The sequence below is a fragment of the Vreelandella sulfidaeris Esulfide1 genome, from assembly GCF_054072535.1.
Genome location: NZ_CM133364.1, coordinates 2,655,619 through 2,668,731, shown reverse-complemented (window position 1 = coordinate 2,668,731; position 13,113 = coordinate 2,655,619). Strand labels below are relative to the sequence as shown.

General features: G+C 56.5%; 9 protein-coding genes. 5 read left to right on the top strand and 4 right to left on the bottom strand.

Annotated elements, in window-relative coordinates; translation table 11 throughout:
* Window positions 1–2: 2 nt before the first annotated feature.
* Window positions 3–1,490 (top strand): anthranilate synthase component I, encoded by a 1,488-nt coding sequence (gene trpE / locus ACW44H_RS12490; RefSeq protein ID WP_113271177.1) that lies wholly within the window; start codon window positions 3–5, stop codon window positions 1,488–1,490.
* A 14-nt stretch (window positions 1,491–1,504) separates the two neighbouring features.
* Here the strand turns inward: trpE and ACW44H_RS12485 are convergent, their stop codons facing one another.
* Complete coding sequence (locus ACW44H_RS12485; RefSeq protein ID WP_457504801.1) at window positions 1,505–2,419, bottom strand: metal ABC transporter substrate-binding protein; 915 nt, start codon at window positions 2,417–2,419, stop codon at window positions 1,505–1,507.
* Between the two features lie 262 nt (window positions 2,420–2,681).
* On the opposite strand from ACW44H_RS12485, the gene ACW44H_RS12480 reads away from it, so the two are divergent.
* The 4 genes from ACW44H_RS12480 to trpC all read left to right on the top strand — a co-directional run bounded on the left by ACW44H_RS12480 (window position 2,682) and on the right by trpC (window position 5,600).
* Entirely contained in the window at window positions 2,682–2,855 is a 174-nt protein-coding gene (locus tag ACW44H_RS12480) for a hypothetical protein (protein ID WP_457504800.1), read from the top strand.
* Between the two features lie 256 nt (window positions 2,856–3,111).
* Window positions 3,112–3,702 carry an anthranilate synthase component II gene (locus ACW44H_RS12475; protein WP_457504799.1) on the top strand — a complete coding sequence of 197 codons (591 nt, stop codon included), beginning with the start codon at window positions 3,112–3,114 and terminating at the stop codon, window positions 3,700–3,702.
* A 36-nt stretch (window positions 3,703–3,738) separates the two neighbouring features.
* On the top strand, window positions 3,739–4,755 hold the full coding sequence (trpD, locus tag ACW44H_RS12470) for an anthranilate phosphoribosyltransferase (protein ID WP_457504797.1): 1,017 nt from the start codon (window positions 3,739–3,741) through the stop codon (window positions 4,753–4,755).
* Between the two features lie 41 nt (window positions 4,756–4,796).
* A complete protein-coding gene (gene trpC / locus ACW44H_RS12465) occupies window positions 4,797–5,600 on the top strand; it encodes an indole-3-glycerol phosphate synthase TrpC (RefSeq protein ID WP_447046054.1) in 804 nt (267 codons plus the stop codon).
* Between the two features lie 28 nt (window positions 5,601–5,628).
* On the opposite strand, the gene ACW44H_RS12460 is transcribed toward trpC, so the two are convergent.
* From ACW44H_RS12460 to ydiJ, 3 genes are all read right to left on the bottom strand, one after another.
* Window positions 5,629–8,772: an efflux RND transporter permease subunit gene (locus ACW44H_RS12460; protein WP_457504795.1), complete on the bottom strand. Its 3,144-nt coding sequence runs from the start codon at window positions 8,770–8,772 to the stop codon at window positions 5,629–5,631.
* A 17-nt stretch (window positions 8,773–8,789) separates the two neighbouring features.
* Window positions 8,790–9,851, bottom strand: coding sequence for an efflux RND transporter periplasmic adaptor subunit (locus ACW44H_RS12455; protein WP_457504794.1), 1,062 nt, complete (start codon window positions 9,849–9,851; stop codon window positions 8,790–8,792).
* A gap of 103 nt (window positions 9,852–9,954) precedes the next feature.
* Window positions 9,955–13,056 (bottom strand): D-2-hydroxyglutarate dehydrogenase YdiJ, encoded by a 3,102-nt coding sequence (gene ydiJ / locus ACW44H_RS12450; protein WP_457504792.1) that lies wholly within the window; start codon window positions 13,054–13,056, stop codon window positions 9,955–9,957.
* Window positions 13,057–13,113: the final 57 nt, after the last annotated feature.

The following is a 13,113-nucleotide window of genomic DNA, read 5'->3' as shown; positions in this document are numbered from 1 at the left end:
TGATGACCCCGGAACATTTTCACGAGCTTAGCCAAGCAGGTTACAACCGAATTCCTGTTTCGCGTGATGTCCTCGCTGATTTAGATACGCCGTTATCTACTTATTTAAAGCTGGCGAACACTCCCTGGACCTTCTTGTTCGAGTCGGTACAGGGGGGGGAAAAATGGGGTCGGTATTCAATGATTGGCTTGCCGAGTCATGAACGTATTGAAGTACGTGATTTTACGGTGCGCCACATTAAAGAGGGTGAAACGGTTGGTGTCACCGAAGTGGAGGACCCGCTAGCGTGGATCGAAAAATTCCAAAGCCGCTTTAAGGTGCCTAAGCTGGATGATCAGCCACGCTTCGATGGTGGTCTGGTGGGGTACTTTGGTTACGACACCATTCGCTATATCGAACCACGCCTGCGCGGTGGAGCGGACAAGCCTGATCCGCTGAACGTGCCTGATATTCTGTTAATGGTATGCAACGACTTTGTCGTATTCGACAATCTCTCAGGCCGTCTGACGATCTGGACCCACGTTGACCCTGCCGAGCCAGACGCGTTTGAACGCGCCCAGGGGCATTTAAAGCATCTTGAAACCCGTCTACGTGAAGCGCACATTAGTCCTAATAACGCTGGCAGCGGCAAGCAGCCGGTGCAAGAGAGTGACTTTAACTCTGGTTTTACGGAACAGGGCTTCAAAGCCGCCGTCGATAAAATCAAAGAGTATGTGTTGGCGGGGGACATCATGCAGTGCGTACCCTCTCAGCGTATGTCGATTCCTTATCAGGCCTCGCCGCTGGATCTCTATCGCGCGCTGCGTAGCCTCAACCCATCGCCTTATATGTTCTTCTTTAATTTGGATGATCATCACGTAGTGGGTTCTTCGCCGGAAATTCTGACCCGTATGGAAGAGGGCGAAGTGACCGTGCGCCCCATTGCCGGAACACGTAAGCGCGGTAAAACAGAGGAAGAAGACGACGCCCTGGAAGCAGACCTGCTCGCCGACCCGAAAGAGCTAGCCGAGCATCTTATGTTGATCGATTTGGGGCGTAACGACGTTGGCCGTATTTGCCAAACGGGCAGCGTGGAAGTCACCGACCAGATGGTGGTTGAACGCTACTCCCACGTCATGCATATCGTCTCTAACGTAACGGGGAAGCTAAAGCCAGGTTTAACCGCCATGGACGCGCTGCGGGCCACATTCCCGGCCGGTACTGTTTCGGGAGCGCCTAAAATTCGTGCGCTGGAGATTATCGATGAAGTTGAGCCGGTTAAGCGTGGAATTTACTCCGGGGCAGTTGGCTATCTCTCCTGGCACGGCAACATGGATACCGCAATTGCCATTCGTACCGCGGTGATCAAAGACGGCCAACTCCACGTTCAGGCTGGCGCGGGCATTGTGGCTGATTCGGTGCCTGATATGGAGTGGCAAGAAACCCTCAACAAAGGCCGGGCGATTTTCCGCGCAGTGGCCATGGCCGAGCGCGGTTTGGATAATCTTTAATGACGACGATCCTATTACTCGGCGGTAGCGCCTCCCAGGGCTGAGTGCAGTATTTCAGCGTTATGGTGCAGCATGGCCGAGTAAGTGGCAGCCGGGCCGTCTGCACCACTCAGTGTGTCGACATACAGTGGCCCTGCCAGGGGGAGCGATGTCTCCCGTGACAATGCGTCCATATGAATGCTAGGTGTGGTGCTCTCATAGAGCAGCGCTGGTGGGCGATTCTCGCCAAGATGCTCGCTCATCTTGGCCATTGCTTGGGCACTGCCTTGGGTCTCGTTATTCAACCCCCACAATCCCAGCGCTTCGAAGTCAAAGGCGTCCGCAAAATAACCAAAGCTAGCTTCGCTGGTCAGTAAGGTGCGGTTGGTTTTTGGGATGCCTTCGAGCCGCTCCTTAACCGCTTGGCTGAGATCACTCAATGCCCTGCGGGCTTCTTCGGCACGGGCATAAAATGCTTCTGCCTGGTCGGGCATATGCTCAGCTAAGGTCTCAGCAATAACATCAATGTAGGCTGCGGCTCCGGCAGGATCCATCCAAATATGCGGATCTGGTTCGCCTTTATACTGCCCGGTAGAGACCATCAAGGGGGCGTAGTCGGCCTTTTGGGCTACTTCGATTAAGGTGATTTGGTCGTCCGACATCGCTTCAACATGGCGTATCCACGGTTCTAAGCCCAGCCCGTTATAAAACACGATATGGGTTTCTTCTAACGCAAGCACGTTGGGCGGCGTTAACTCCCAGCGGTGAACATCTTCACCCCGGGGAACAATGACGTTGACGCTGACTGCGTCACCAGCAATCCGGTTGACCAAGTCTTCTATCACTGAAAACGAGGCCATAACGCGCAGTGTTGTGTTGGCATAGGATGGTGCTGTGCTTATTAATGCGACGAATAAGAGCGTACACATCCAGGTAACCCGCTTTAACATCCCACGCTCCTAACTGGCTAGAAAGTATCTAAAAAATTGTCTTAAAAACGATCGTAATAGCTATCATAAAAACTAACTTAAAAACTATCCCAAAAGCTGCCCGCAAAGCTATCCAAAAAAGACGGCAGATAATAAAGACTGCGGCGGACAGTTGCTAGTTCCAATGCACCGGTAATTCGAGAGGGTGTTGCCTAAGGGAGGATTTCCTCCAGGGGCAAGTGCCACTATGCTGAATAATATTCCCCTCATCATAGCGTGCCTTATGACTGACCGAACGGTTTCTTCTTTGCGTCGGCGGCGTGGCCACCCACAAGGCCTCGATTTATCCCCTGTAGCGCTGGTCGCTCTGCGGGCACTGCTGGATGACGAGCGACAACAGCCTAGTTTACGCCAACGCGATCAGTTACCTGAGCATTTACACAGTGCGGGTGTGTGATTCGCTCTCCTGCCAGTTGGCCGAAGCCGTCGCGAATCTACTCACCAATCCGGCACTCGATCCCTATGGCAAAATCCCTGAGTTTAAGTACGCCGCCTGTCGACTCATCCAGGATGGCACTTAACCCCTGCAAGAGAGGCTCGGGTTGCGGTATCATCGAACGCATGAAGCGGATGGCAATCGATGACTAATCTGGGTAACCGCCTGGATGACAAAAGAGCCATTGCACAGGCGATTATAGGAGTATCAAGGGGTTATGGCTCAAACAGTCTTAATGCTCGATAACTACGATAGTTTCACGTTCAACATCGTGCAGTACCTAGGTGAGCTGGGCGCAGACGTCATCACTCACCGTAATGACGAGATCACCATTGAGCAGATCGAAGCGCTGGCGCCGACACACCTAGTGGTATCGCCAGGGCCCTGCACGCCCAATGAGGCGGGTATTTCCATGGCTGCCATTGAGCACTTCGCGGGCAAACTGCCTATCTTGGGTGTTTGCCTTGGTCATCAGGCCATTGGCCAAGTCTACGGTGGCAAGGTGGTGCGCGCTCCACAGGTGATGCACGGCAAAACATCAGTCGTACTGCACGATAGCCAAGGCGTGTTCGAAGGGTTGGATAACCCCGTGGAAGTGACCCGTTATCACTCCCTTGTCGTCGATAAAGAGACGCTGCCGGATTGCTTGGAAATTACCGCCTGGACCGGCGAAGGCGACGTGACCCCCGGCTTGATCATGGGGTTGCGCCACCGCGAGCTGGATATCGAAGGGGTCCAGTTTCACCCTGAATCCATTCTTACCCGCCAAGGCCATGAGCTTTTGGCCAATTTTTTAAAACGCGGCTGACGGCCGGTTTCAAACGCTTTAAGGGCTCCACTGCTTATGCAAATGCGAGACGCGATTAATGCGGTGATGCGCCGCGAAGACCTCTCTTTCGATGCCATGCACGCTTTGATGCGTCAAATCATGACCGGCGATGCCTCTGACGCACAAATTGGCGGGCTGCTGGTCGGCTTGGCCATGAAGGGCGAAAGTGCCATCGAAATTAGCGCTGCCGCCCAGGTAATGCGCGAACTGATGAAGCGCGTTGAGCTTAACGCTGAGAACGTGGTGGATATCGTCGGCACCGGTGGCGATGGCGCTAACCTGTTTAACGTTTCCACTGCGGCCAGTTTTGTGGCTGCCGCCGCTGGTGCCCATGTGGCTAAGCACGGTAACCGCAGCGTTTCGTCGTCTTCTGGCAGTGCGGATTTATTCGATGTGGCTGGTATCTATCTCGACCTCAAACCTGATCAGGTGGCGCGCTGCATCGAGCAGGTGGGTGTGGGCTTTATGTTTGCCCCCAACCACCATCCGGCCATGCGCTACGCCATTGGCCCACGTCGCGAAATGGGCGTGCGCACCCTGTTCAATATTCTAGGCCCGTTGACCAACCCCGCTGGCGCGCCCAACCAAGTGCTCGGTGTTTATGCACCCGAACTGGTGCCGTTAATGGCAGAAGTGCTTAAAACCTTGGGTAGCCGCCACGTGATGGTCGTGCACTCCGAGGAGGGGCTGGATGAAATATCGCTGGCCAGCCCGACGTTAGTCGCCGAGCTAAAAGAGGGTGTGATTACTCAGTACACCATTACACCCGAGGAACTGGGCATCGAGCGCCAAAGCTTGGCGACGCTGAAAGCCAACAGCGCCGAGGACAGCCTGCGCTTGGTCAAGGCAGCGCTTTCAGGTGAAGGTGCGGCGGCTGATATGGTCGCGCTGAACGCAGGCGCTGCACTTTACTGTGCGGGGGTGGCCGACACATTGAAAGAGGGCGTGATGGTCGCCCAAGACGCCCAGGCGTCCAAACTGCCGCTGGAAAAACTCAAAGAGCTTTCGCACTTTACCAGCGTGTTTAAATAGTCCGTTTTCAGCAGCACGCTTTTAAATAAGAAGAGACCACTATGACTCAACAGTCAACGCCGACTATTTTAACCCGCATTCTGGCCCGTAAAGATCAGGAAGTGGCTGAGCGCCGCCAAGCCGTCTCTGAAGCGGATTTACTCGCGCTAGGAGAGCAGCAGAGCGCGCCGCGTGGTTTTATTGAGGCCCTCAATACGCGCATCGCTACTGGGGATGCTGCCATTATCGCCGAAGTGAAAAAAGCCTCTCCCTCAAAAGGCGTTATTCGTGAAGAGTTTCATCCGTCCGATATCGCCAAAAGCTATGCGCAAGGGGGCGCTGCCTGTCTATCGGTGCTCACCGATGCCGACTTCTTCCAGGGCCACGAAGACTATCTAATTGCCGCGCGGGATGTGTGTACGCTACCGGTGATTCGTAAAGACTTTATCACCCATGGTTATCAGGTCAGTGAAGCGCGAGCCATTGGTGCCGACTGCATCCTATTGATCGTCGCCGCCCTGGATGACGCACAGCTGCGTGATCTACACCAGCAGGCCAATCAACTGGGAATGGATGTGTTGGTCGAGGTGCACGATGCAGACGAGCTGGAGCGCGCCTTGGCGTTGGAGCTAAAGCTGGTGGGTATCAACAACCGCAATTTGCACACCTTTGACACCAGTCTCAATACCACACTGGATCTGCTGCCGCGTATACCAGAGAGCGTTACTGTGATTACCGAATCAGGCATTCACACTCGCGATGACGTAGAGCTAATGCGCGACCATAACGTTAACGGCTTTTTGGTGGGCGAAGCGTTTATGCGCGAAAGCGACCCCGGCTTAGCGCTCAAACGCCTCTTCTTCTAATCGAAGCCTAGCCTAATAAAACCCTCGCTTAGGCCGATCGTTTTGGTTTTTTCCAACTCAGCACGGCCACCGTCAGGGCAGGTAAGAAGGTAACGGTGACAATCGCCGTGCCAAGCAGCCCAAAGAGCACAATGGCACCGACGCCGCGGTAAAGCTCGGTGCCTTCCCCCGGCAAAAACACCAGCGGTGAAAGGCCGCACAGGGTCGTCAGCGTGGTCATCGCAATGGGCCGTAACCGGCTCTCTACGGCTTGATGTACGGCGTCGCGAACGCTCATGCTCGCCGTGCGCAGATTCTCTCTCGCCTGATGAACCACCAGGATAGGGTTATTGACTACCGTTCCCATCAGAATTAAAAAGCCTAGCATGGTGATCATGTCGAACGGCTGGCTGATGGCGTTCAAGCCAATTTTCGGCAGTTGCGCGCCCACGGTATTCATTAACCATAGCCCCACAATGCCTCCCGCGGCGCCGAGTGGAATGGTCGCCAGAATCAGCAATGGGTAACCCCAATGGGCAAAAATGGCCACCAGTAACAAATAGACGATCGCCAAGGCAATCAAGGCATTGCCAGTAAGGGCTTGGCGGGTAGCGTCTAATTGGTCGCCTGCGCCGCTGACGGTGACATTAATGTTAGCTGGCAGCGTACCTTCGTCGCTCATGGCCTCTATCACTTCGCGCTGCATGCGCTCGATACCCGCTTCCAGCGCCACGCTGCGCGGTGGAATGACGTCCAGCGTGACACTGCGACGCCCATCGACGCGCCGCAGGGTAGCCGTCCCTACGGTTTCACGAATCTCCGCAAGGGTATTAAGCGGCACGTTGATGCCTGACGGTGTGTGGATAGGCAGGGTGGCGAGGTCATCCAGCGCGATATTCCCCGCGCCAGGGCCGTAGCCGTAGAGATCGATTTTCTCGTCATCGAGGTAAAAATCATCCAGGTAGGCGCCGTTGGTGAGCACTGCCACGGTGGTGCCTAGGGCGCTGGTGTCCATACCCACCTCAGCAGCGCGTTCCCAGTCGGGATACACTTCAATCAACGGTTGGCCGAGATCCAGGGCGGAAGGGCGGGACTGAATGCGTGGGTTGTCGAAAACGTCTTGAGCGCGTTGGTAAATGGCATTGGCGGTGGTGTAAAGCTCGTTTAAATCGTTACCGGCGATATCCAGCGTGATACTGCGTGTACCGCCGTCATTGCTGGAAATAATCGAGCCCCGGGCGGCAAAGGCGCGCATATCCGGGTAGGCTTCAAAACGCTGGGTGAGTGCATCCATCAAGGCTTCAATATGGGTGGGATCGCTGGTTTCAGCAATGATCCGCAGGCTTTGAGCTTCGGCTTGAATGCCCATGGTGCTAATCGGCGGAATATCGGTATCGCCACGCTCAAAGCGTTCAGGATCGGCGCCTACATGGGGCTCGAGCTCTTGCTGCAGGGTTTGGGCAATCGCATCCATGGTGGCTAGGTTATAGCTCGCCGGGGCGTTCATGCTTACGAAGGTTTTGGCCTCTTCGCCTTCGGGCAAGTACTCCGCTGGGGGCGTCAGCCACACAAAAATCCCAATGCCACCGGCAATGCCTAGCACGATGGCCATTAACCGCCGGAACGCAGTGTGAATCATGCAATTCACCACCCATAGGCAGCCACGTACCCAGCGCGGCGCTGCCGTTGAAGCGCTCTCTTTACCGCGAAAGTCGATATGCGCGCCGAGGGTGGGAATGACCGTTATCGCCACCACCATCGAAATGATAATCGAGGTGGAGATGGCTACCGCAATATCCGAATAGAGCTGACCGGCTTCCTGCTGAATAAAGAAGATCGGCACAAATACCAAGATAGTGGTCAGCGTTGAGGCGAGCACCGCCGGCCATACTTGCTTGACACCCTCGAGCGCTGCTTCAAAGCGCGCCAAACCACGGCGGCGCTGGGTTTCTACGCTCTCCAGCACCACGATGGTGTTGTCTATCGTCATGCCAATGGCGAAAGCGACGCCCGCCAGCGAAATGACGTTGAGCGTACGACCCGCCAGCAGCAGGCCAAGAAAAGCCGCGATGGTGCAGATAGGGATGCCGATGATCCCGGCCATGGTGGCGCGTGCCGAGCGCAAAAACGCGTACATCACCAGAGTGGCAAACAGTGCACCGAGGCCCAAGTTGACCCACACGTTAGCAATCGATGATTCGACATAACGCACGTCATCGCTGGAAAGCGTCATGCGCATGCCTTGTTCTGCCAGGAGCCCTTCGTTCAGCGCCGCGACTTCATCCAGCATCGCGCGCTTGATATCGATCACATTGGCACCCGGCTCCCGGCGCACCTGCACGCTCAATACCGGCTGACCATCCGAGCTGTAAGCCCGGGAGGTCAGTTCGGCGTAGGATTGTTGCACCTTGGCGATATCGCCAAGCCGGGTCACGGCGTCCCCCTCGCGCTTAAGAATGAGCGCTTCAAGGCTTTCAACGTCTTCAAACCGACCGACGGTGCGCAGCAGGTAGCGGCGTTTGCCGCTCTCCAGATTACCACCGGACACATCCTGGTTGCGTGCCTGAAGCGCGGCCTGAATATCGGGGATACTTAGTTCACGGGCGGCCAGTGCCTCAGGGTCGATCAGTAGCTGCATTTGCCGCTCGGCACCACCGGACACCGTGACTTCCGAAACACCCGCCACACTCTCCAGCCGCGGTCTGACATTGTCCTCCAGGTAGTCACGCATGGCGGGCATATCGAGCTGGCGTGGGTTGCCCTCCCGGGGGCCAACGTTAAAGTACATAAAGGCGTTGGCGGAAAAGGAGTTGGCGACGATGCGGGGCTGGTCGACGTTGTTGGGGTAGGAGGGCACTTGGCTTAGCGCGTTGTTAACCCGAATCAAGGTCTCGGTGAGATCGACCCCAAACGGGAACTCCAGCTCGATTTCGGCGCTACCGCTGCTGGCAGTGGACTCCATGCGCTGAAGGTTGGGCACGTTGCGCAGGAATTCCTCCTGCTCGATCAAGATATCTTTTTCGATATCCTGCGGCGTCGCGCCCGGCCACTGGGTCTCAATGCCCACCACGCGGGTTTCAAGGTCGGGAATCATCTGCACCGGGATCCGCCAGATGGCCGCGATGCCTAAAATCAGCAGGATCAGGGTAATCACACTGACCAAAATGCCGTGACGAATAATGGCGGCAAACATAGGTGAGGGGTGCTCCTTTAGTCGTCGCTTAGGGTCACGTTCTGCCCTTCTTCGAGGCGCTCATTACCGACGACGATGACGCGGTCTCCCGCTGATAGCCCCTCATTCACAGCCACTTCTCCCTGATGGCTGCTGCCGATTTCAACGCGTTGCTCAAAGGCTTGCCAAGTATCGTCGGTTTGGCGGGCGAGCCAAACGCTGACGCTGCCATCGGGGCGGCGAATCAGTGCATCCCGCGGTACGCTGGGCCCGCTCTCGCCGTTAACCTGTAACCGCCCCTCGACGGCCATGCCCGGCAACATCTCAAGCGGAGTATCTGTCACGGCGCGAAGTAAAAACTGCCGTGAACTGGCGTCCAGAGGAATACGTGCCAAGGTGCGTGCCGTGTGCCACTGCTCATCGCCTTCCAGGCGCACCGCTAAGGTGGAACCTTCAAAGCGTTGGTAAGCCGACAGCGGTACCGAAAAATCGAGCCTAAGCGACGCTAAGTCAACCAGCGTGAGCAGGGCATCACCTGGGTTGACCCACTCGCCAACGTTGCTCTCTCGTTGGGTAACCATACCGTCAAAGGGGGCACGTATTTGATGACGCTCTAACTGCAGCTGAGTGAGTGCATAGTCTGCGCGGCGCGCTTCAAGCGTGGCCTGTGCGGCGGCCAGCCTGCTTTCACGTTGGCGCCGATCGCTGGCAGCAAAGTTTTGCGCCGAGAGCTGATTCGCCTCGTTAACCAACCGTTGAGCTTCGTCGCGCTCAGCTTCTGCCTGGGCCAGATCGGCGCGGGCGCGCTGGTTTTCTAAGGTGATATCGCGGGTATCGAGCGATAGCAACGGCTCGCCTTGGGTGACGTTGTCGCCCATTTCAACCGCCAGCTCACTGACCAAGCCTGCTTCCGCGCTCGAAAGTTGTGAGGTACGCAGAGCGGTAACACTGCCCGTGAGAGGCAGTATTTCTATTCGCGGTGCGTTGGCCACTGTCTGTGTCTCAACACGGTTTTCCTGAGCGACAGCCATGGCCGCCAGGCTCAGGGTTAAAACAGCACCTGCGCCTAGGCGAGTCAAGGAGGAAAGTAGAGATAACAAGGCAGCTCCTGAAAATAACAGTCAATAAACAGCGTGACAGCTTTCTGCACTGCACGCCGTTAGCTCCCTCAACGTTATACAAGGTTTAGTGTTTGTACAAACTTTAGCCGTGTTTTAGGGTAATGAGTAGCGCCTGCAAAGGGTGCAGCAGAACTTGTTCAGAATAACGCTTCACCTGGCTGCGGCAGGAGTAGCCGGTCGCCAGTAGCTTGCCTGCGTTTTCCTTTGCTTCCACCTGGGGCTGCCAGGACTGGGCGTAGATCGTTTTTGAGGTGGCGGCGTTGCGGGTCTCGTGGCCGTAGGTGCCGGACATGCCGCAGCAGCCAGTGACCACCAATTCAAGCTCTAAACCAAACGCGGCAAATACCTGCTGCCACGCTTTGGGGCTGCCGGGGGCGTTGGTTTTTTCCGTGCAGTGGGAAAGCAGTTTAAAGCCAGGGTCGGGGAGCGTTAATGCGCTAGGCGCCAGGGTATTAATACGCGTGGCGAGCCACTCTTGGAGCATGAGAACTTCCGGCACTGCTTCATTGCCCAGGGCTTTGACGTACTCCTGACGGTAGGTGAGCGTCATCGCCGGATCAATGCCCACCATGGGGATATCAAAGCGGGCCAAGGTGCGCAGCCGTTCGGCCTGCTTGGCGGCGGTACGCTCGAAGGCGCCCAAGAAACCTTGCACCTGGAGCGGTTTGCCGTTCGCCGAATAGTGCATCACAAATACGCGTAGATTGAGACGCGAGAGCAGTTCCACCACGTCCATCACCAGTTTGGCTTCAAAATGGGTGGTGAAAGCATCCTGCACAATAATCACGCTGTTGGCGCGCTGCTGTTCGGTTAACAGGGCCAGCGAGAGCGGCGTTGCCTCGGCGACGCCCCAGGCGTTGAGCTGCTTTTTGACGCTGGACCGTGAAAGCGCCGGTGAATCGCTCATACCCAAGGTGCGGCGCATCAGCTGCTCTACCCAGCGCTGACCAATGACTGCGTTATACAGCGGTGCGGCTTTGGCCAGGGTGGGCACCATAAACTCGGTGCCGCCAATCACGTAGTCGCGCAGCGGGCGAAGGTAGCGGCCGTGGTAAACCTCTAAAAACTGCGAACGGAACTGGGGAACGTTAACTTTCACCGGGCACTGCCCCGCGCAGGATTTGCACGCCAGACAGCCCGCCATGGCATCATATACTTCGTGGGAGTAGTCATGATGCTGTTTGCGACTCAGTGTGTTGACCACACGCCGCGGAAAGCTTTTGATAAAGCCCCAGCCGCCTTCGGCCTTTTTCTTGCGCGACTCTTCCACCACATCGATCCCTGCCTGTGATTGCAGGCGCAGCCACTCGCGAATAAGGCTGGCGCGGCCTTTGGGCGAGTGGCGGCGATCCCGGGTCGCTTTCCACGATGGGCACATGGGGTCGTCAACATCGTAGTTGTAGCAGGTGCCGTTACCGTTACAGTAGACAGCTGCGTCATACGCCTGCCAGGCACGTTCATCAATGGTGCGATCAAACTGTCCGCGCATCGGAACGCCATCGACCGTTAATAAATCAGGATCGCTATCTTTGGCAATCAGTTGGTCTTCTTCAGCAGGGGTCGCGATTTTACCGGGATTCAACTGGTTGTAAGGGTCAAATGCTGCTTTTACCCGCTGTAGGCTAGGGTAGAGCTCGCCGAAAAACGTCGGCGCGTATTCAGAGCGCACGCCTTTGCCGTGTTCGCCCCAAAGCAGCCCGCCATATTTTTGGGTGAGTGCCGCGACCTCATCGGATACCGCGCGAATCAGTTTTTCCTGTTCGGGGTCTTTCATATCGATAGCGGGGCGCACATGGAGTACGCCTGCATCTACGTGCCCAAACATTCCGTAGGAGAGCCCGCGGGCGTCCAGGGCAGCGCGGAACTCGGCGATGAAATCTGCCAGATGTTCCGGCGGCACTGCGGTGTCTTCCACGAATGGCAGGGGGCGCTTCTCGCCTTGCACGTTGCCAAGCAGGCCAACCGAGCGTTTACGCATGGCATAGACTTTTTGAATCTGACCGCGCCCTTCCGCCAGGGTGTAGCCCAGGCGTTCGACGCTGGCATCCTGGCTGAGATGGTCGGTAAATGCCTTCACCCGCTCAGCTAGGGTAGCCTCGTCATCGTCATTGAACTCGATCAGGTTGATACCGCCAATGGGGGTACTCGCGTGAGCGGGGAAGAAGGCCGCCACGCTATCCCATACGAAATCCTCCATGGCGAGCTTGAGGACAGTGTCATCCACCGTTTCGATGGACGTTGGACGAGCGCTGGACGCCATCAGCGCCTTGGCATCCCGGAGGGCGTCCATAAAGCTGGTGTAACGAACGTTGACCAGGGTGGCGTGCTTGGGAATCGGCAGTACGTTGAGCACGGCTTCGTTCAAAAAGCCCAGCGAGCCTTCCGAACCGCACAGCAAGCTATTGAGATCAAGCTGGCCTTGATCATTGCGCAGGTGGGCCAAGTCATAGCCGGTCAAGCAGCGATTGAGCGGCGGAAAGGTAGTCTCAATCAATGCACGCTGTTGATCGATAATCTCGGCAGCGGTGGTATGGACGCGACCAAGAATGCCCTCTTGCTGACGTTCAGCCTGCTCCTCCTCCGGGGTCAGCGCACGGCTATGCAGATGCTTTCCACCGAGCAGAACGGTATCCAGTTCCAGCACATGGTTACGGGTCTTGCCGTATTCACAGCTGCCCTGGCCGCTGGCGTCGGTCGAGATCATGCCGCCAATGGTGGCGCGATTGGAGGTCGAAAGGTCAGGGGCGAAGAACAACCCATGGGGTTTGAGCGCAGCGTTGAGCTGGTCTTTCACCACGCCGGCTTGAACCCGCACACGGCGTTTCTCCACATCGATCTCTAAAATCCGGTTCATATAGCGGGAAACATCCACCACGATGCCGTCGGTTAGCGACTGCCCATTAGTGCCCGTGCCGCCGCCACGCGGTGTTAGTACGATCGCGCGATGGGTAGTTTGCGCAGCCAGTCGGGTTAGCCGTTCGAGATCTTCAGCATGCTTGGGATAAACCGCCGCCTGGGGCAAACGCTGGTAAATCGAGTTATCCGTTGCCAGCACCGTGCGGTTGGCATAGTCAGGCGCTATTTCGCCCTCAAATCCGCGGGTTTTGAGAGCTTGTAGAAATCGCACGTAGTCTTTGCCCAAACGTTCAAACGGGGCGGTACGGGTGTCCAAGGATGCAATCATAGTTGATCAAGCCGTCAGTGCCGGGGGCGCAATAAAAGAAGACCGCTACTTTACCGC